Annotated in this window: 16 protein-coding genes; 11 read left to right on the top strand and 5 right to left on the bottom strand. The window is 55.6% G+C overall.

What is annotated here, in order from left to right; translation table 11 throughout:
* Window positions 1–24: 24 nt before the first annotated feature.
* From RBB44_RS11505 to RBB44_RS11545, 9 genes are all read left to right on the top strand, one after another.
* Window positions 25–1,158: an efflux RND transporter periplasmic adaptor subunit gene (locus RBB44_RS11505; protein ID WP_306147517.1), complete on the top strand. Its 1,134-nt coding sequence runs from the start codon at window positions 25–27 to the stop codon at window positions 1,156–1,158.
* The gene (locus RBB44_RS11510; protein ID WP_306147518.1) at window positions 1,155–4,316 is read left to right on the top strand and encodes an efflux RND transporter permease subunit; all 3,162 of its coding nucleotides are present in this window, start codon (window positions 1,155–1,157) and stop codon (window positions 4,314–4,316) included. The genes RBB44_RS11505 and RBB44_RS11510 overlap by 4 nt, the downstream gene beginning before the upstream one ends.
* Window positions 4,317–4,662: 346 nt before the next feature.
* Window positions 4,663–6,246, top strand: coding sequence for an ABC transporter substrate-binding protein (locus RBB44_RS11515; RefSeq protein WP_306147519.1), 1,584 nt, complete (start codon window positions 4,663–4,665; stop codon window positions 6,244–6,246).
* Between the two features lie 220 nt (window positions 6,247–6,466).
* Window positions 6,467–7,438 carry an ABC transporter permease gene (locus RBB44_RS11520; RefSeq protein ID WP_209174545.1) on the top strand — a complete coding sequence of 324 codons (972 nt, stop codon included), beginning with the start codon at window positions 6,467–6,469 and terminating at the stop codon, window positions 7,436–7,438.
* A gap of 14 nt (window positions 7,439–7,452) precedes the next feature.
* Entirely contained in the window at window positions 7,453–8,427 is a 975-nt protein-coding gene (locus RBB44_RS11525; RefSeq protein ID WP_306147520.1) for an ABC transporter permease, read from the top strand.
* Window positions 8,428–8,431: 4 nt separating this feature from the next.
* Window positions 8,432–9,442 carry an ABC transporter ATP-binding protein gene (locus tag RBB44_RS11530; RefSeq protein ID WP_306147521.1) on the top strand — a complete coding sequence of 337 codons (1,011 nt, stop codon included), beginning with the start codon at window positions 8,432–8,434 and terminating at the stop codon, window positions 9,440–9,442.
* The gene (locus RBB44_RS11535; protein ID WP_306147522.1) at window positions 9,439–10,434 is read left to right on the top strand and encodes an ABC transporter ATP-binding protein; all 996 of its coding nucleotides are present in this window, start codon (window positions 9,439–9,441) and stop codon (window positions 10,432–10,434) included. The genes RBB44_RS11530 and RBB44_RS11535 overlap by 4 nt, the downstream gene beginning before the upstream one ends.
* A 170-nt stretch (window positions 10,435–10,604) precedes the next feature.
* Window positions 10,605–11,156, top strand: a complete 552-nt coding sequence (locus RBB44_RS11540) for a TetR/AcrR family transcriptional regulator (protein WP_306147523.1) — start codon at window positions 10,605–10,607, stop codon at window positions 11,154–11,156.
* A 98-nt stretch (window positions 11,157–11,254) separates the two neighbouring features.
* Window positions 11,255–12,160, top strand: a complete 906-nt coding sequence (locus RBB44_RS11545; RefSeq protein ID WP_306147524.1) for a crotonase/enoyl-CoA hydratase family protein — start codon at window positions 11,255–11,257, stop codon at window positions 12,158–12,160.
* Between the two features lie 10 nt (window positions 12,161–12,170).
* Here the strand turns inward: RBB44_RS11545 and RBB44_RS11550 are convergent, their stop codons facing one another.
* The 5 genes from RBB44_RS11550 to RBB44_RS11570 all read right to left on the bottom strand — a co-directional run bounded on the left by RBB44_RS11550 (window position 12,171) and on the right by RBB44_RS11570 (window position 16,878).
* The gene (locus tag RBB44_RS11550; RefSeq protein WP_306147525.1) at window positions 12,171–13,268 is read right to left on the bottom strand and encodes an energy transducer TonB; all 1,098 of its coding nucleotides are present in this window, start codon (window positions 13,266–13,268) and stop codon (window positions 12,171–12,173) included.
* Window positions 13,265–13,657, bottom strand: coding sequence for a biopolymer transporter ExbD (locus tag RBB44_RS11555; RefSeq protein ID WP_306147526.1), 393 nt, complete (start codon window positions 13,655–13,657; stop codon window positions 13,265–13,267). The genes RBB44_RS11550 and RBB44_RS11555 overlap by 4 nt, the downstream gene beginning before the upstream one ends.
* Complete coding sequence (locus tag RBB44_RS11560) at window positions 13,654–14,040, bottom strand: biopolymer transporter ExbD (protein ID WP_306147527.1); 387 nt, start codon at window positions 14,038–14,040, stop codon at window positions 13,654–13,656. The genes RBB44_RS11555 and RBB44_RS11560 overlap by 4 nt, the downstream gene beginning before the upstream one ends.
* Window positions 14,030–14,719 carry a MotA/TolQ/ExbB proton channel family protein gene (locus RBB44_RS11565; protein ID WP_306147528.1) on the bottom strand — a complete coding sequence of 230 codons (690 nt, stop codon included), beginning with the start codon at window positions 14,717–14,719 and terminating at the stop codon, window positions 14,030–14,032. Before RBB44_RS11565 ends, RBB44_RS11560 begins: the two co-directional genes overlap by 11 nt.
* Window positions 14,720–14,805: 86 nt before the next feature.
* Window positions 14,806–16,878: a TonB-dependent receptor domain-containing protein gene (locus tag RBB44_RS11570; protein WP_306147529.1), complete on the bottom strand. Its 2,073-nt coding sequence runs from the start codon at window positions 16,876–16,878 to the stop codon at window positions 14,806–14,808.
* 238 nt (window positions 16,879–17,116) lie between these two features.
* Here RBB44_RS11570 and RBB44_RS11575 point away from each other — a divergent pair, with 238 nt between their 5' ends.
* Together RBB44_RS11575 and RBB44_RS11580 are read left to right on the top strand one after the other, a co-directional pair.
* Entirely contained in the window at window positions 17,117–18,229 is a 1,113-nt protein-coding gene (locus RBB44_RS11575) for a hemin-degrading factor (protein WP_371932243.1), read from the top strand.
* The gene (locus tag RBB44_RS11580; protein ID WP_306147530.1) at window positions 18,226–19,110 is read left to right on the top strand and encodes a hemin ABC transporter substrate-binding protein; all 885 of its coding nucleotides are present in this window, start codon (window positions 18,226–18,228) and stop codon (window positions 19,108–19,110) included. The genes RBB44_RS11575 and RBB44_RS11580 overlap by 4 nt, the downstream gene beginning before the upstream one ends.
* Window positions 19,111–19,113 lie beyond the last annotated feature (3 nt).

The following is a 19,113-nucleotide window of genomic DNA, read 5'->3' on the forward strand; positions in this document are numbered from 1 at the left end:
TGCGTTAAAAAAGGCCAGCAAATCATGAGAAAAGGCATCTGGATTGCACTCGCCTTCATGGCACTGCTTGCCGTGGCCGGGGCGTTGAGCGAGTTGGAAGACACAGCTGATGTCAAATTGACATCAGTCCCGCAACCACTTCCTCCAGTGACGGTAGTGAATGCTGAAATTGGCACTCATACCGGGGCGGTTACGGTGTTCGCAGAGGTTACTCCGCGTTGGCAAGTCGATCTGCGATCCCGCATATCAGGTGTTGTCAGCAATCAAACGCCCCCCGCTCTCGCCGGATCCCGAGTATCAAAGGGGGACGTCCTCCTGCAATTGGAAGATGCCCCTTACGTGGCCAACGTAGCGGATGCACGATCGGCTTACGAAAGCTCGAAACTCGATCTTCGAAAGGCCCAAAACAAGCACCGCATCGCTTTGAAGGACTGGACGGCAGCCAAACCCGGAGAAACACCCCCGGAAATGGCCGTTCACCTGCCGCAAGTTCATGTTGCCGATCGCGCCTTGAAAGCAACAGAAGCGCGCGTCGCGGCATCCGAATATGACCTGCGCTCCACCACACTGCGGGCCCCTTTTGACGGCATCGTGACCCGGCGCAACGTCAGCCCCGGCGCAACGGTCCATGAAGGGGATGTTCTCTTTCAGATCCTGGACGACAGCCTGCTGGATACTCAAGCATCGGTGGGCCCACATGAGTGGGCACTGCTGTCCAAGGACTGGTCTGACCTGTCCGTGGGCGTCTTTGATGAGCGTGGCGTAAAAATCGGCACTGCAGGAGTTCGAGAAAGCGGCGGCTTCCTGGATCCGCAATCGCGGAAACACCAGCTTTTTCTAGAGGTAAAGCCGTTGGAAGAAGGGCGCATTCTACCTGGAGCTTTTGTGGAGCTGCGCCTGCCCGTCCGCGCTATCGGAAACACTCTGCGGATTCCCGAAAGCGCTCTCACCCAGAATGATTTCGTTTGGCATGTTGATCGCGGCAATCGGCTGCAACGCTTCGCGGCACAGCCTCTTTTCCGCGACATAGGAGACGTCGTGGTCGCCGCTCCGGAAGAGCTCGCGCAAGAAACCGGCCTCCGGATCGTTGCGTTTCCGATGAGCTCGTTTTTGCCCGGACGAAAGGTTGCACCGATGGATCTGGAGCAAGGCAAATGACTTGGCTCACAAACTGGTTCATTCGTAACCCTGTCGCCGCCAATCTTTTGATGGTGTTCATCCTCTTCGCCGGCATCACATCTGTCTTCACCGTGCGGATTGAAGGCTTCCCTAAGATCCCGGCCGACACGGTTACAGTGGCAACATCCTTGCCAAATGCGCACACCGCCCAGGTGGATGAGCAGATCACGCGCAAGGTTGAGAAAGCTGTCGAGGGTCTGGAGGGGGTGAAATCGATCAGGTCCCAATCTCAGCCGGGCCTCTCAGTGATATCGATCCAGAAAACCGACGGCACAAAGCTTACCAAGCTTCTCGACGACGTTCGGTTGAAAGTCGATGGCATCTACGATTTGCCAAAGGATGCCCGGCGCCCCGTGATCGAAACGAACGACTTCGACCTTCCCGCGCTCTACATCCAGATCTACGGAGACATTGACCTTAAATCCCTCCAAAAGACTGCCCGCGACCTACGCGCCGATCTCTTGGCAAGCCCTGAAATAACCAGGGTCAATGATTGGGGGCTGCGGACGCAGGAAATCTCGATCGAATTCACGCCGGGCGCGCTGCAACGTCATGATTTGACGATTTCAGACGTCATGGAACGCATTCAACAATCGTCTCTTTTCTTCCAAGGCGGAACGCTGAGAACAGAGGGCGGTGACATCACCCTGCGCGCAGACAGTCAGGCTTATTCTGTTCGCGACTTCGAAAAGATCCCCGTTGCGACATGGCCAGATGGAACAACCACATCGCTCGGTGAGCTCGCGACAATTACAGACGGTTTCGACGAAACTCCGATCGAGACACGTTTCAACCAGAGACCCTCTGTCGGGATGGAGGTTCTGATTGGGCGCAAGGACAATCTTTTGCTGGTTTCGGATGCTGCAGAGGCCATTGTCGCCAAAACGCAGGAAAGCTTGCCAGAAAGTGTCCAGATTGCGATCTGGGGCAACTCACGCGACTACATATCTGACCGACTTCAACTGTTATCCAGCAGCGCTGTCCAGGGATTGATCCTGGTAGCGTTGATGCTCGCGCTGTTCCTGAACGTGCGGCTTGCCTTCTGGGTCGCAATGGGCATTCCGATTTCTTTGGCTGGTGCCTTTGCGGTCTCTACAAGCGGGTGGGTCGACTATTCCCTCAATGACATCACGACATTCGGCTTTATCATCGTGCTCGGTATCTTGGTCGACGACGCTGTGGTTGTTGGCGAAAGTGTGCACGAGCAACGGAAGAAATTCGCCGATCCGATCAAGGGCACGGCAGTCGGCGTGGAAAAAGTGTCCGTTGCAACTGTCTTCGGTGTGCTGACCACAGTTGCCGCGTTCTTTCCGCTCCTTCTTATCACGAGCCCCTTGGGCAAGGTTCTTTCAGGATTTGCAGGCGTTGTCATTCTGGCACTGCTGTTTTCCCTTGTTGAAAGCAAGCTCATCCTGCCAGCGCACCTGGCCCACATAAATCCAATCCCCGATGATAGAAGCGGAAGGATGACCCGCAGTTGGGGCTGGCTTCAAAAAGGTGCCAGGTCCGGATTGCTGGGCTTCCGTGATCGTATCTACACCCCGATCCTGAAATGGGCACTTCTAAATCGTTACGCTGTTTTCATCACATTTGTTGCCGCGGCGGCCTTGGTTTTTGGGCTCATGGCGAAAGGTCAGATCAAGTCTGTTTTCTTCCCGAACGTGCCGGGCCAAGTGATCTCGGTGTCCCTTCAAATGGATCAGAGAGCACCGGCTGCACTCACCCGGAAAAACGTTGCGCTCCTTGAAGAAGCTGCCGTGGCGCTCAACCAGGATCCGGAGCTGATCACGGCCAATGGCAGTGGAGCCGTTGCGCATGTGTTTGCGTTTGTAACCGGCGCGACAACGGCTGAGCTCTATATGGAAGTGATACCGTCTGCCGACCGCCGTTACCTGAGCACCAACGACATCCTGGAAGCATGGAAGTCGCGTGTTGCTCCTCTGGAAGGCGTCTCGGAAATCACCTTTTCTGCATTTGAAAACTTTGGTGGCGGTTTCCGGATCCGCCTTATGGCAAAGGATCAAAAGATGCTGGAGGCCGCAAGTCTTGAGGTCCGTGACCGGCTTGACCGTATCAGCGGAGTTTCCAACACCCGGGACAGTCTGCTCACCGGCCAGCCGGAGCTGCGGTTGCGCCTAAGGCCAGAGGCAAAGTCGCTGGGCTTTACGTCCGAGAGCCTCGCGCGTCAGATCGGATATGCTTTCGGCGGCGGAGAAGCTCAACGGATCCAAAGGGGTGATGCCGAAGTCCGTGTGGTCGTCCGCAACGCATTGACCGCTCGGGATCGCATTGAAGACCTGATGGAGATGCAGCTCAAAAGCACCAAAGGCCAGTGGATCCCTCTCTCGACTGTCGCTGAGATCACGCCCAGCTATGTTCCGGACCAAATCCTAAGGCGCAACGGCTCCTTGATCACGACCGTCATGGCGGACATCAACCGGAATATCGCGGCGCCTGAAGAGGTCGCGGAAACCATCTTTGGAGAGTTCTCCCGAGACCTTGAAGCCAAATACCCAGGCCTGAAGATCGATGCAGGTGGGGAGTTGGAGGAAATCGGCGAGATGCGCGGCGGGCTTTTGCGCGCCTTTCTGATCGCCAGTCTCTTGATTTATATCCTGATGGCAGTGCCGCTGAAATCCTACTGGAAGCCGGTCATCATCATGTCCGTGATTCCGTTTGGTTTCGTTGGCGCGGTACTCGGGCACGCAGTGATGGATCTGCCCTTTTCTTTGCTGTCGTTTTTTGGCGTGCTCGCCTTGATTGGGGTCGTGGTCAACGATTCTCTGGTGATGATGACCCACTACGTGCAGGCGCGCGAGGAAGGAGCCGAGCATGAAGATGCTGTCTTCAACTGCGGCGTTGCACGCTTTCAGGCCATCTTCCTGACGACGGCCACCACAGTAGTTGGCCTCGTTCCCCTCATGAGCGAGACGTCCGAACAGGCGCGCTACTTGATCCCAGCTGCTGTCTCCCTCGCATACGGAGAAGTCTTCGCGACACTCATCACCCTCATCCTCATCCCGGTTTTGCTGTCCATTGGCAATGACATCCGCAAGCTATTTAGCCCGGCCAACGGCTTCAGACGACCAAAACGCAGCCTCACGAAAAGCCAAGCAATCACGCCAACAAATTACTGAGGGAGCTCAAGAAGTAACCCAAGAGTGTGTCTCAAGTTGTTCGCACCCAGCCAATTTCACGGCTGATGCGCAAGTGGCTGTGATGCACTCTTGGTCCTATCGGCAATGGAAACAGGAAAGACGCTGCGTCATGTCGGAAAATGCATAATTTGAACCACTTCGTAGATCTACTTAACCCTTGACTCCCACCAGCCATAGGGGTCTGTTACCGCCAGGATGCCGCAGGGTGGCTGGCGCTTAATGCCAACTGACCTATGACCTTGCGAGTAAGTCCGTACAGGCAAACTGGGGATCATCATAAGATCACGCCGGGAAACGGCCCCAGTGACAACCGAAGGGGAAAAATATGACGAAGACTTTCCTGAAATTGACTGCTGCAAGTGTGGCCCTTTGTGCCGGGCTGAGCGCAGTAAACGCTGAAACACTTCGCTGGGCGCGTGCTGGCGACTCTCTCACTCTGGACCCGCATGCTCAGAACGAGGGCCCGACCCACACGCTTGCGCACCAGATGTATGAGCCGCTCCTGCAGCGCGACATGGAAGCACAGATCATTCCGGCACTCGCAACCAGCTGGGAGCCGACCGAAGATCCGACCGTTTGGGAATTCAAGCTCCGTGAAGGTGTGAAGTTCCATGGCGGCGAAGACTTCACTGCTGACGACGTTGTCTTCTCCTTTAAGCGCGCCATGATGCCGACATCAGCGATGAAAGAGTTGCTGAACTCCATCAAGGATGTGCGCAAGGTCGACGATTACACTGTCCATTTCGAGACAGATGGCCCGAACCCGCTTCTGCCGAACAACATGACGAACCTGTTCATCATGGATTCCGGCTGGGCAACTGACAACGGCTGTGAAGCACCGCAAGACATTGCGAATGGCGGCGACAACCCGTGTGTGCGCGCAGTCAACGGAACCGGCGCATTTGTTCTGGAGAGCCGCAAGCAGGATTCCGAAACAATCCTGAAGCAGAACCCGAACTATTGGGGCAAAGGCGAGTTCCCGCTGGAAGTTACTGAAATCATCTACACACCGATCCAGGAAGGCGCGACCCGCGTGTCCGCTCTTCTGTCTGGTGAAGTTGACCTGATTCAGGACGTTCCGGTGCAGGATTTGCCGATCGTTGAGCGGACCGACGGCTTGAAGCTCAACACTGCAGCTCAGAACCGGACAATCTTCTTCGGTATGAACCAGGGCGCTGACGACCTGACAAGCGACACGGTCGACGGCAAAAACCCGCTCGCCGACAACCGCGTTCGTGAAGCGATGAACATCGCTCTCAACCGTGATGCGATCAAAAAGATCGTTATGCGCGATCAGTCTGCTCCGACCGGTGTGATCATGCCTCCGTTCGTAAACGGCTGGACCGAAGCACTGGACGCATATCCGGAGTATGACGTTGCGAAAGCAAAGGCATTGATGGAAGAAGCTGGCTACGGCGACGGTTTCGGCATCACGCTGAACTGCCCGAACGATCGCTATGTCAACGACGAAGGCATCTGTCAGGCTGCCGTTGGCATGCTCGGCCAGATCGGTGTCAAAGTTAACCTGGACGCAAAGCCGAAGGCACAGCACTTCCCGCTGATCCAGAACAAGGAAACAGACTTCTACATGCTCGGCTGGGGCGTTCCGACGTTCGACTCTGAGTACATCTTCAACTTCCTGACGCACACCTCAACCGACAAGCTCGGTTCCTGGAATGCGACCGGCTACTCCAACCCGGAGCTCGATGCGAAAATCAAAAGCCTCGCATCTGAAACAGATCAGGAAGTCCGTAACGCCACGATTGCTGAAATCTGGGAAACGGTGAAGTCTGAAAACCTGTACCTGCCGATCCACAACCAGGTCTTGAACTGGGGCATGGCTGACAAGATCAACTTCGCAGTACAGCCGGAAGATCAGCCGCACTTTAAGTTCCTGACTTTTAACTAAGTCTCGCGCTCTCACCACCGTACCGTTTGAAGTTCATCCGGTACGGTGGTGATGTTTTTAGCTTGTCAGCCAAATGAGTTTTACGGCTTTTCCCGCCAGCATCACTGTTGAAACAGTGGAAAAACGGTAGACTCTGCGCATCGCGCAAGTATAAGCACGTCCTTATCGGAAGACTTAGCAGACTGTCGCGGACGCCACAGTCTCTCGATTGGCTTGAAAAATGCTCGCATTCATCATTCGCCGCCTCGGCCAGGCACTTCTAGTCCTGATGGCCGTCGGTTTTGTTTCATTTGCCATGTTCAAATTCATGGGCGACCCCGTGGAGAACATGCTCGGTCAGGAAGCGACAGCTGCCGACCGCGCGGAACTTGAGGAGCGGCTCGGACTGAATGATCCGATCATCGTTCAATATGTCCGCTACTTCCAACGAGCCATGTCCGGCGATTTCGGCGTGTCCTACCGTGTAGGCTTGCCGGTTGGAGAGGTCATCCTGGAGCGCCTCCCCGCAACGCTCGAATTGGCCTTCCTATCAGGCGTCATTGCGATATCGCTCGGTTTCGTTTTGGGGGTCTACACAGCCATCCGACGAGATGGCTATGTCGCCAACTTCATTATGACCGCCTCGCTGATCGGTGTTTCGCTTCCAACCTTCTTGATCGGCGTTTTCCTGATCTGGCTGTTTGCGGTTAATCTTGGCTGGCTGCCTTCCTTCGGGCGCGGCGACACCCGCAGCTTGTTCGGGGTCGACCTCGCTATTCTGACCGTGGACGGGTTGAAGTCCATGATCCTGCCGGCGATCACGCTTGGTCTTTATCAGATGACCTTGATCATGCGTCTGGTACGCTCAGAAATGCTTGAGGTCTTGAGAACAGACTACATTCGGTTTGCAAGGGCCCGCGGACTGAGCCAGAAGACTGTCAATTTCGGTCATGCCATGAAGAACACCATGGTTCCGGTCATTACCGTGACCGGACTTCAGTTCGGTTCGATTGTCGCCTTTGCAATCATCACGGAAAGCGTGTTCCAGTGGCCAGGTGTTGGCCTTCTCTTCATCAATGCGGTGAACTTTGTCGATATCCCGGTCATGTCAGCGTATCTGCTGCTTGTTGCCGTCATTTTCGTGACCATCAACCTGATCGTCGACCTGCTCTATTTCACCATCGACCCGCGTCTCAGTGTGGGCAGCAACTGAGGACAAGAGGCATCATGGAAACCCAATCCCCCAAGGGCGCAAGCGCCCGCCCGGAGTTTACAGAAAAAGTTGCCACATCAACCTGGCAACGTTGGATGGATTCCGATATATGGCACTCCTACAAGTCCAAACCGGTGATCGTCGTTTCGTCACTCGTGTTTGTTACGCTTGTCCTCGGAGCGATCTTTTCGCCGTTTTTGTCACCCTACACACCGTTTGACCCATCCAGTCTCAATCTGATGAACGGCTTTACAAAGCCCTTCTCAGCCAACGATTTCACCGGTGACTACTTCTTTCTTGGTACCGATGATCAGGGTCGCGACGTTTTCTCAACCATCCTCTTCGGATTGCGCATCTCCTTGTTTGTAGGCTTGGTCGCGGTCCTGTTTGCGATGACCCTCGGAGTGATCCTTGGTCTTCTGTCCGGATATGTCGGCGGATGGGTAGACGGCATCATCATGCGTGTTGCCGACATCCAGATGACTTTCCCGTCCATCATGGTTGCCATGCTGCTTTACGGGATCGGCAAGGGCCTGATCCCGCCGGATCTGCGGGATGAAATGGCCATCTGGGTCTTGATCATCTCCATTGGTCTTTCTGAGTGGGTACAGTTTGCCCGGACCGTCCGCGGTGCCACCATGGTGGAGCGGCAGAAGGAATATGTTCAGGCGGGTCACCTGATAGGCCTTAAGCGCTGGAGCATCATGGTCCGCCACATTCTGCCGAATGTCACAGGACCGATCCTCGTGATCGCGACGATCAGCCTGGCACTGGCCATCATTGCAGAAGCAACTCTGAGCTTCCTCGGAGTGGGTGCGCCGAAAACACAGCCATCTCTTGGCACGCTGATCAATGTCGGCCGGCAGTACATTCTCTCCGGTGAATGGTGGATCCTGCTGTTCCCGTCACTCACCCTTCTGGCTCTTGCGCTTTCCGTGAACCTTTTCGGCGACTGGCTGCGCGATGTGTTGAACCCGAAATTGCGATAATCCAGTGTCAGATACTCCACTCCTCAAAGTCTCCGACCTCATCGTCGAGTTTCCAACCCGCAATGGCGTGTTGCGTCCCGTCGACCGGGTCGGGTTCGAAGTGCGCGCTGGCGAGATCCTGGGTCTCGTTGGTGAGAGCGGCGCCGGTAAATCCATGTGCGGTTCTGCGATCATCGGCCTGATCGATCGTCCTGGCCGGATCAGCGGCGGTGAAATTCACCTTGATGGTGAGCGCATCGACAATCTTCCCGAAGAGCGCATGCGCCGCATCCGGGGCAAGAAGATCGCCATGGTCTTCCAGGACCCGCTGACCAGCCTCAATCCCTTGATGACGGTCGGCCAGCAGCTGATCCAAACCATCCGCACCCACCTGCCCCTTTCGCAAAACGATGCTCGAGCGAAGGCCATTGCGCTGCTTGAAGAAGTGGGCATTCCGGCTGCGGCGACACGGATTGACGCTTACCCGCACCAATTCTCTGGTGGTATGCGCCAGCGTGTGGTGATTTCACTCGCTCTGGCAGCAGAGCCGGAACTCATCATTGCGGACGAACCAACGACAGCGCTTGATGTATCCGTTCAAGCGCAGATCATGGCGCTGCTCAAGCGCCTCTGCCGGGAACGTGGGACTGCGGTTATTCTGATCACGCACGACATGGGCGTGATCGCGGAAACAACAGACCGCGTTGCTGTTCTTTATGCAGGCCGGATCGCGGAAATAGGGCCGACCCGGAACGTATTGAGCGCGCCATCGCACCCCTACACTGTCGGCTTGATGGCCTCCACACCATCGACAACCGGATCGTTACAAACGCTCAGCCAAATCCCCGGCTCCATGCCGAACCTTCGGGCCATTCCGAACGGTTGCGCGTTTAATCAGCGGTGCACCAAAGCCATTTCGGCCTGTTTCAATGACATTCCGGTTCTCGAACCCGTGAATGGCAGTGAAGTCGCCTGCTGGCTCTACGACCCGGCCTACAAACAAATCGAAAAAGAAATCTCCGGAGCGTCTGAATGACCGGCGACACCCCTTTGATCAGTGCGCGGAGCCTGGGCGCAGTTTTTGACGTGTCCAAGCCATGGCTGAACCGGATGCTGGCGATGGAATCCAAGCGATTTCTGACGGCAGTCGACACCGTTGATTTCGACATACCGAAGGGCAAGACTTTTGCCTTGGTGGGTGAGAGTGGATCGGGTAAATCAACCATTGGGCGGATGATCGTTGGTTTGCAAAAACCAACCAGCGGCCAGGTTTTGATCGACGGGGAAGATTTTTTCGCCATCAAGGACCAAAAGCGCAAGCTGGCCATGCGCCGCCGCATCCAGATGATCTTCCAGAGCCCGTACGCCTCGCTCAACCCGCGCTGGCGTGTCCGTCATATCATCGGTGAACCGATCCGGGCCTTTGAGCTGATGCCAGCAAGCGAAGTCGACAAACGGGTCACAGAGTTGCTTGATCAGGTGGGTCTCGCGAAATCCGATGGCGAGAAGTTCCCGCACGAGTTTTCCGGCGGCCAGCGTCAGCGGATTGCGATCGCGCGAGCGCTTGCATCCAATCCGGAATTCATCGTCTGCGACGAACCGACATCCGCGCTTGATGTGTCTGTGCAAAGTCAGGTCTTGAACCTGATGAAAACACTGCAGCGGGAACTCGGCCTGACTTATCTCTTCATCAGTCACGATCTTTCCGTGATCCGGTACATGGCCGATGAAATTGGTGTCTTGTATCTCGGCCGACTGGTCGAAGTTGCGGACCGTGACTCGCTGTTCGAAAACCCGCGTCATCCCTACACGCGCATGCTTATGGATGCCGCCCCGCATATCGACGCGTTCGGACGAACGGCGGAGATTGTGTCTGGAGAAATCCCGGATCCGATCAACAAACCTTCGGGGTGCAGCTTCCATCCCCGGTGCACGTTGACCGAGGACCGCTGCCGTCAGGAACGTCCGGCCGTGCGCGAGTTCGACAATGGCAAGGCCAAAGTTGCTTGCCACCTCTGCACCGCTTAACTTGCACAGGCCTTCGCATTCCGTTTTCTTGAGAGCTAAGCTGTTTTTCAGCTAGTCTAACCTCCAAGCAGAATGACGAAGGCCTGATCATTCAATCTGACGCACACAACCAAGCCGCTACCAAGAAACCGCTTCAGCAGAAAAGAAGTGCGGTAACCCGCACCAAAATATTGTGCGCTGCTGTCGAGGTTCTCATCGAACTCGGCCTTTCCAAAACAACAACCTTGGAAGTCCAAAAACGCGCTGGTGTCAGTCGTGGCGCGTTTCTGCACCATTTCCCAACACACGCCGATCTGTTGTCCATGACGATCAGCCGGTTGATTGAACTCAATGAGAACGCGGTCTGGAGCGAAGCTGAAAAGCTCAAAGATGTAGCCGACCCACTCACAAGATCCGTACGCACCCTGGCCAACGCCTACGCGCATCCTTCCTTTCTTGCAGAACTGGAACTCTGGATTGCCTCCCGCGCGGACCCAGCGCTCCGCACCGCTCTAAGATCTGCAGAACAAGATGCCATCGCAGACCGCGATCGCGTCCTCACACAGCTTTTTGAGGGGCTGCTTGATCAGCCTGGAGCCGAGAAGGCAATCGGTTTGACGATCGAATTTATCCGGGGCCTCACCCTTTCCTCCCTGCTTAGGAATGACCAAACCCTCCGCAATCAGTTGATCGAAGACTGGATCGAGACCCTCAGAAACCTGCTGGCTGCAGATCGCACATAGCCGGTTAGACCCAAAACCAAAATAAACAGTCAGCGTTGACTGCTTTTATCTCAGTTGCAAATATGGAACCTGCTCTACGGTCTTGGGAGGAGGATTACATGCCCGCGTTTTCGACACTGAGTATTGACCTGTGTCCGGCAAATGAACGTGTTGCCAGGCTGCTGTTGAACCGGCCGGAGCGGTTCAATGCAATCAACGATGACACCCCCCGGGAAATCCGCGCTGCTGTCGAGTGGGCTGAGAGTAACAAGGACGTCCATGTCGTTATTGTTGAGGGCGCGGGCAAGGGCTTTTGCGGTGGCTACGATCTGACACACTATGCTGAAAATGAAGTCGACCACCCCTGTCAGCAGGAGAGCGATCCCTGGGATCCGATGGTCGATTATGCGGTGATGAAGCGGAACACAGAAGACTTCATGTCGCTTTGGCGCTGCAGAAAGCCGACGATTGCCAAAGTCCACGGCTCCGCCGTTGCCGGTGGCAGCGACATCGCACTGTGCTGCGATTTGCTGGTCATGGCAGAGGATGCCCGCATCGGGTATATGCCGACCCGCGTCTGGGGATGTCCGACCACCGCAATGTGGACTTACCGACTTGGTCCGGCACGAGCCAAACAGTTGATGTTCACCGGTGACTTGATCACAGGCACAACGGCTACCGACTGGGGACTGGCAAACATCTCGTGTCCGTCGGTCCAGTTGGATGAAAAAACAAATGCGCTCGCGGCACGGATCGCAGGCGTTCCATCCGGCCACCTTGCCATGCACAAGATGGTCGTCAATCAGATCATGCTGACAATGGGACTTGAACAGGCTCAGATGTCAGCAACGATCTTTGACGGCATCACCCGGCACAATCCGGAAGGCCTGTGGTTCCGGCGCTACGCGCAAACAGAAGGTTTCAAGGCGGCAATCGAATGGCGTGACAGCGGCCGCCCAATCCCCGAGGGCGATGAAGCCCGAGCGCTCATCCGTGAAATGGACGAAAAACTGCGGGCCCGATAGCCGACCTGGTTCAACGTGCTCCAATTGGCAAGGTGAACGTCCAAGAGGCGCGTTTGGCGGCTGACGGTATCGCGGGATAAGGCGCAGCACGTTGCACGGACTTGAGGGCTGCCTGGTCGAACGTTTTGTTTCCAGAAGATCTGACCAGGCGCACGCCAGTAACACTGCCATTGGCTTTGACCGTGAAACGGACCTGAGCGTCCTTCGCCAACCGTCCAAGGCTACGCGGTGTGCGCACGGAGCGTAATACCTTGCGATGGACCTTGGCCGGATAGTTGGTAACCTCTGAATTCCCGGCCGCCTTCGCTTTTCCTTTGCGCGCTGATCCACCCTTTTGCGCCGTTCGATTGGATTGCCCCCCCGCACCTGCCCGGCGTGCCGTTTGCGCCTTTTCCTGCTTAACTTTCGCAAGCTTTTTTGCTGCTTGCTTTGCAGGTTTTTTTTGTGCCTTGGCAACCTGTGTCTTTGGCGGCGAAGGTTTTCGCCGTGGCGGTGAAACAGCGGTTTCAGACGCTTCAACCGGCTTTGCCTGCTCTGCCGGGGTTACCACATCGGGTACCGGATCAACTTCCTTTTTGGTCTGCGTGCCGTTTACGGGGACTGCTTTGACAGGGTCCTTAGGAACCGCCACAATGTCGCTCTGTAGCGGTTCGGCTTCTAAGTCGACAGCCTTGACCCGGGTCCTTTCGGGAGCAGGCTCATCGGTGATTTCAGCAACTGGTTTCTGTTCTGTCACCGCTTGAAAGTTGCCATTTACCTCTGCGATCGGAACGGCCTCTACTGCTGGTGCAGTATCAACTGGCGGTGCTGGCTCTATCTCCGGCACGGAAACAGGTTCAGGCGGTTGTACGACCTCAGAAACGGGGACAGACTGAACCGGAGTTGCCATTTCGACAGCTGGCTCGGCCGGCAGTGTCGCTTCGACTTGCGGCTTTGAACCTGCCGAGATCGTGCTGATGGGGGCGTTCCCAAGCGTGATCGTGATCGATTCGCCGGCCCCGGCAACCTCCAACTCCGGCTTTGGGTTGAGTGTCAGGGCGACCGCGCCGACATGAATTGCCAGGGACGCACAGATCGCAATCCCGAGCGCGTTTCGAAAGGAGCTCATGGATCAGCCTTGCGGGTGACAATCAGCACCTTGACCGCCCCCGCCGCGTAGAGCGCCGCGACATGGTTTAGCAGTATATCTGCTGGCAATGCCGCATCTGCGCCCAGACGCACAATCCCGTCTCCGGTCGGGGCCTGGCGCCCCAGAAATGCTTCTGCACTGATCTCCTCGTCTCGATAAACCAGAATTCCATCGGCCCGAGCGTAAAGCGCATCAGGCGGCGGCAAAGGCGGAGCCTTCTCAGACTTTGCCAGGTCGACTTGCCCGTCCAAAGGCGGTGCCAATTGTCCGGCGACCAGAAAGAAGATCAGCATCAAAAACACGATGTTGATCAATGAGATCGTGGTCTCAAGCGGTCGCTTCTCGGATTTCCGGGGCAGTGTGATCATTTGGGCCCTGCAACAGTAGCGTTCAGCCCGGACACCGATTTCAAGTCCGACATGACCGTAACAAGCCGCTGCGTGCTGCTCGATCCTTGAATGTAAACAAGAAGGTTGTCGTTGCCGGTCTCAGTGAGAGCAGAGACTTCAGCTGCAAGATCGTCTTGCGCGACAACTGTCCCATTGAGACGCAAACGGTCCGGCTCGACCGTCAAAATCGCCTTTGGCAAGGCCTTCGATCCGCCTGCAGCTGCAGGCGCACCAATCTCCAATTGCCCAAACTGGGTAAACGTGGATGACAGCATGAAAAACAACAGCAAGAGGAAAATCACGTCCACCAAAGGCGTAAGTGAGATTGCACGGTGTTTTTTAGGAAGCGGCTCAACGCGCATAAGAAAGCGCAGCTCCTGCCGGCATACCGTCCGCTTCCTCAACGCCGTGATCCAACGAGGGCAGAAGCAACGCGGATGTCAGTGTTTCAATTGCGACACGCTCGGCTTCCAGGCGCCCTTCCAACCACGTCACAACCAGCGACACGGGCATAGCAACGGCAAGCCCGGCTGCCGTGGTCATGAGGGCAACCCAAATTCCACCGGCAAGCGCGGATGGGTCAACGTTGCTACCGGCAGATTGCAATGCTTGAAAGGCCTCGATCATGCCAAGCACCGTCCCGAATAGACCAATGAGTGGTGCGACCTGTGCAATGGCCTCAAGGGCACGAACACCCTTTGCAAAGTGGTGCAAGTCGCCGGCTGCCTGGACCCCGATCCGCTCCTCTATTTCCGATTTTCTGTTCCGGCTTTCCAGGAGCTTGCAGGCAGTCAGGACGGCCTTGTCAGCCGCACTTTTCGGCACACCGATCGCCGCGAGTGCGTCCCCTGGCCTGTGTGCCAACCAAAGCTTTACCCCTGCCTTGGCACGGCGGCTCGACCCGACACCCAAAACCAAAAACTCAAACGCTTTGACCAGGATTAAAGCCAAAGCGATCACTGACAATCCAGCAATGACGGTAACCACGGGCCCGCCAAGCTGAAGAAACGATGCGATTTGATGTGTTAGTTCTGAGATCATGCCGTCAACCTTTCTAGAGTGAGCCCAGCTCAGCATCTTCCGCAACAATTCGTCGACCGGAGATGCTGAGCTGGCCAACAATTACCTCACCAGCTGATTTCCTTGTTCAGGGTGAGTTTGAAGGTCCGGCCGCGGCCTCTGTCGCCGGCCAGATTGTTTTGATAAGACTTGTCAAAGATGTTCTCGACCGCCGCCCGCAGCTCCATGCCGGCGAAGTGCCCTTCCTGGGGCTTCCAGCTGGCAAAGACATCGTGAACGGCATAGCCGGCAAAGGGCCCTGCGGTCGCGCCTGTGTCGATGCTGGCTGCAAAAAGTCCGCGCCATCCAAAATCAAGATCATACTGCGGCACACGTCCGCCCAGCGTCACGGCAAGCGTGTCAGCCGGAATGGACGTCAGCGTTTCGCCGGTAGCCTTGTCTTCACCCCGGACAATGCTGAAGGCGACGGTGCTGTAAACGTACTCGGAGTTATAGGCCGCCTCCATCTCGACACCATAGATCTCTGCCTCATCGATATTGACGTAGTAGCGGACCGGCGTGGTCTGGCCCCGGTCGGGATTGGTCGAAATCAGGTCTTTCAGGTCGTTGTAGAAGGCCGTGGTCTTCAGCTGCAGACCGTCGCCGTCCTGAACGAGATCATAGGCTGATACGGAAAACCCGGCTTCAACGGCGTTCGACTGTTCCTTGTCAAGATTCAGACTCGCAAGCCGGCCGCCCGGATACGTGCTTGTGGCACCGGATGTGGAGAACATCTCATCCAAAGTCGGGGCACGTTCGGTATGGGCAACCGATCCGAAAATGGAGAACGTGTCGTTGAACTTGTAAAGCGCAGCAAGTTTTGGCGAGAAAGCAACCTCGGATTGATCCGATGCGCCATCAATCATACTGTCTGGCGACAGGTTGATCGAATCCACGCGGACACCAGGAATGAGGGTCAACCGGTCCTGCCAAATGAATTCGTCCTGTACGTAAACCCCAAACTTGGTATCTGTGCCTTCCGGATGAAATCCGATGGCACCGCTTCTCGTCTGTGCCGTGCGCTCTTGATAAGAGAGCTGGGTCCCGACAGTCAGGAAGTTCTCAAAGGCTGATCCAGAATGCTCGAATGTGTTCTCGACCTTTCCCTGCCAGGTACGATAACCGTACTTTCCATCTTCAAAGAGCTGAGATGGTGAGAACGCCCCGAGCGACGAGTTTTTCTGCTCAACTTGTGTATCCGAAAAGGACAGGTTCACAGCCAAGTCGAGATAGGGATTGTCGCTCGCCGGATTTTCATAGTTCAGGACAACAGTCTGGTCAGTGATATCCCGATCGATCGTACCGAAACCCGCAGTGTTGGTTTGTGAGTATTGGGTATCGTCGGCGTCGCTTTGCCAGCGTTGGTAAGACAAGCGGACAGCCTGTTCCTTATCCTCGCCGAAATGGTGGACAACCTTGGCCAGACCAGAGAACGAAGAAAACGCAGATCCGGGGATTTCAATCCCGTGCCCGTCCTCAATGTCGTTCGATTTCCGGAAGATACCGTTGACCAGAAACTCGGTGTTTTCTGAAAGGCGCACCGCGCCCACAGCCGAGGTCATGAAGCCCCACTTGTTGGAGTCGTACATGCCCTTCAGCCGCAAGACAGCTGTATCTTCCGGTTTCAGAAAGTCGCTCGGATCCTTGGTGGTGAAGTTGATCACGCCACCCAGTGCGCCCGCACCATAGAGCGTTGATGAGGCAGGACCTCTCAACACCTCAACCTGTTTGTAAAGCTCTGGGTCGGAGAAGAAGGACCCGAGCCGGTATTGCTCATAAAACTTGGTCGCACCGTCCACGGTCACAATGATTTTGGACTCATCGGACGACGCAAGATCGCCGATCCCGCGAATGTTGAAAGACTGCCCGCCGATGCGATCACTGCCGATGACCGTCACACCCGGAATATCCCGGAACAACTCGCCGATCGTCGCGGCCTGTTCGTTGTCAATCGCGTCCTGATCCAGAACCGTCACCGCTTGCGGTGTGTCAATTGCAACTTTCTCAACACCTGTTCCAAGCACGATCCGCTGGAGTGGCGTTGCCACTTCATCTTGTGCAAACGCCGCCCCACCAAAAGCAAACATCCACAGTGCAACACCGCCCAATAGATCGGCGCGAAGGGTATTTCTGAGCCCCATAAATTTCTCCAAGAGTGCGCGTTTTCGCGTCCTTTTATGCTGTCTGCCAAACAGCATTTTTAACTTGAGTCAGTGACTCAGGTATTGCGTTCACTATAAAACATGAGTAGTGGAGTCAAGTATCAGACTAAGCCTGAATCGAAAAAGAACTTCTTTGGAAAGGTTCTAATTTTTGAAACAGAGACAGACACTTAGTCACGCCACCACATTCAAGACGGGCCAGATGGATCGAACGTCTATGGCAAAGAAAGAGGAAATTCAGATGACGGCAGATGGCTTAGAAAGCGCCTCTCGACCCACTGCAGCCGAGATCAGAAAAGCCCGTGCGCACGCATCCAAAATGCGGGAAAGGGATCTGGCTCGGACCATTGGTGTTTCCGAAGCTGAACTGGTTGCGAGCTTCGTTGGTCATGGCACCAGCCGGATTGATCCGAGGTTCGATGATCTTTTTGCCGGGCTTCAAAATGTCGGGCCCGTTATGGCTCTCACGCGGAACGAAAGCGCCGTACATGAGAAAATTGGCGAGTTTGAAAAATTCATAAATGGGAAGCGCGCTGCACTCATGCTGGGAGAGCAAATCGACACGCGTATGTTTCCTGCAAATTGGGTCCACGGATTTGCCGTTGAGAAAAGAGAGGGCGAGGATGTCCGTCGTTCCCTGCAATTCTTTGATGCCCACGGCGATGCGGTCCAAAAGATCCATGCTCGGCCAGACACAAACAAAGACGCTTGGGATCAGCTCGTCGCACTTCTAACGCTTCCAGATCAACAGCCAGAGATCTTGCCGGATATCACGCCGGCTCCGGTCTTTTCACGAAAATTGCCGACTGTTCACGCGGAGATGCATCTCCGCGACCGCTGGCAATCCATGACAGATCCCCACCAGTTCCATGGCATTTTGAAAGACCTCGAACTGGACCGGTTAAGTGCCTTTGAACTTGCCGGTGAAAGCTGGGCATGGCCACTCGATAAAGGTTCAGTTCCAGCTCTGCTGCGCCTGGCAGCCTCAGAGCAAATCCCGATCATGTGCTTCGTTGGCAACCGCGGATGCATCCAGATCCACTCGGGCCAAATCGCAAATGTCCTGGAAAAGGGACCATGGATCAACATCATGGACCCGACGTTCCATCTGCATCTTCGAACCGATCACATTCATGATGTCTGGGCCGTTCGAAAACCCGCAGATATCGGGCATGTAACTTCAATTGAAGCTTATGACAGCGACGGTCAACAAATCATCCAGTTCTTCGGAGTGCGCGGCGAAGAAAATGCCGAACGATCCGACTGGCGCGGCCTTGCCGAAAACCTCCCAAAACTCGATCACGCTATCACGTTAGGAGCCGCCGAATGATCACCAGACTTCGTTCTCTCTACCTTGAGTGCCTGGCCGCGACGCTCCTTACTGCGACCGCACTTGTTCTTACAATCCATCCACTCTCTGCGGACGAGGCCTCGAAACGGGTGGTTGCCGTCGGAGGATCTGTGACCGAAGTGGTGTTCGCTTTGGGAGAAGAGCGCCGTCTTGTTGCCAGAGATTCGACAAGCGTTCATCCGCAAGAAGCCCATGATTTGCCCGATATCGGTTACATCCGCGCGCTGTCGCCGGAGGGAGTCCTCTCCGTTGATCCCGATCTGCTTTTAATGCTGGACGGCAGTGGCCCGCAGGAGGCGGTTGACGTCTTGGAGAAATCAGGGATCGCAATTGCCAACATTCCGAACGAATTCACGCCAGAAGGTATCGTAGCCAAAATACGGACAGTTGGTGCGGCCCTTGGCGTTCCGAAAAAAGCCAACGCTCTTACGCAGAAGATTGAAACCGACCTCAAAACTGCGCAAGAACAAGCCGCTGGCCGGAATGAAAACGTCCGCGTCCTTTTTGTTTTGTCTACGCGCGGCGGGCGGATCATGGCTGGTGGAGCTGATACTGCGGCTGACGGCATTATTACCCTGGCAGGCGCAAAGAACGCAGTCAGCGAATTCTCCGGTTACAAGCAGCTTAGCGACGAGGCGATCCTGAGCGCGATGCCGGACGTCGTCTTGATGATGGATCGGGAAGGAGATCACAGCGCGTCGGCAGATGACCTCTTCTCTCACCCAGCTCTTGCGCAAACACCTGCAGGCAAGGCCAACCGTCTCTTAAAAATGCCGGGAGACTACCTGCTTGGTTTCGGACCACGCACCGCGGACGCAATCCAGGATCTTGCTCAGAACCTTTCTGAAATACGGAGTTAGGCG

This window comes from Roseibium sp. MMSF_3247 (genome assembly GCF_030733765.1).
Taxonomy (GTDB): Bacteria; Pseudomonadota; Alphaproteobacteria; order Rhizobiales; family Stappiaceae; genus Roseibium.

Coding starts and splice junctions, on each gene's coding strand:
- RBB44_RS11505 (WP_306147517.1), top strand. CDS start 25: ATGAGAAAAGGCATCTGGATTGCACTCGCCTTCATGGCACTGCTTGCC.
- RBB44_RS11510 (WP_306147518.1), top strand. CDS start 1,155: ATGACTTGGCTCACAAACTGGTTCATTCGTAACCCTGTCGCCGCCAAT.
- RBB44_RS11515 (WP_306147519.1), top strand. CDS start 4,663: ATGACGAAGACTTTCCTGAAATTGACTGCTGCAAGTGTGGCCCTTTGT.
- RBB44_RS11560 (WP_306147527.1), bottom strand. CDS start 14,040: ATGCGCGTTGAGCCGCTTCCTAAAAAACACCGTGCAATCTCACTTACG.
- RBB44_RS11575 (WP_371932243.1), top strand. CDS start 17,117: ATGGCAAAGAAAGAGGAAATTCAGATGACGGCAGATGGCTTAGAAAGC.
- RBB44_RS11535 (WP_306147522.1), top strand. CDS start 9,439: ATGACCGGCGACACCCCTTTGATCAGTGCGCGGAGCCTGGGCGCAGTT.
- RBB44_RS11570 (WP_306147529.1), bottom strand. CDS start 16,878: ATGGGGCTCAGAAATACCCTTCGCGCCGATCTATTGGGCGGTGTTGCA.
- RBB44_RS11550 (WP_306147525.1), bottom strand. CDS start 13,268: ATGAGCTCCTTTCGAAACGCGCTCGGGATTGCGATCTGTGCGTCCCTG.
- RBB44_RS11520 (WP_209174545.1), top strand. CDS start 6,467: ATGCTCGCATTCATCATTCGCCGCCTCGGCCAGGCACTTCTAGTCCTG.
- RBB44_RS11545 (WP_306147524.1), top strand. CDS start 11,255: ATGCCCGCGTTTTCGACACTGAGTATTGACCTGTGTCCGGCAAATGAA.
- RBB44_RS11580 (WP_306147530.1), top strand. CDS start 18,226: ATGATCACCAGACTTCGTTCTCTCTACCTTGAGTGCCTGGCCGCGACG.
- RBB44_RS11555 (WP_306147526.1), bottom strand. CDS start 13,657: ATGATCACACTGCCCCGGAAATCCGAGAAGCGACCGCTTGAGACCACG.
- RBB44_RS11525 (WP_306147520.1), top strand. CDS start 7,453: ATGGAAACCCAATCCCCCAAGGGCGCAAGCGCCCGCCCGGAGTTTACA.
- RBB44_RS11565 (WP_306147528.1), bottom strand. CDS start 14,719: ATGATCTCAGAACTAACACATCAAATCGCATCGTTTCTTCAGCTTGGC.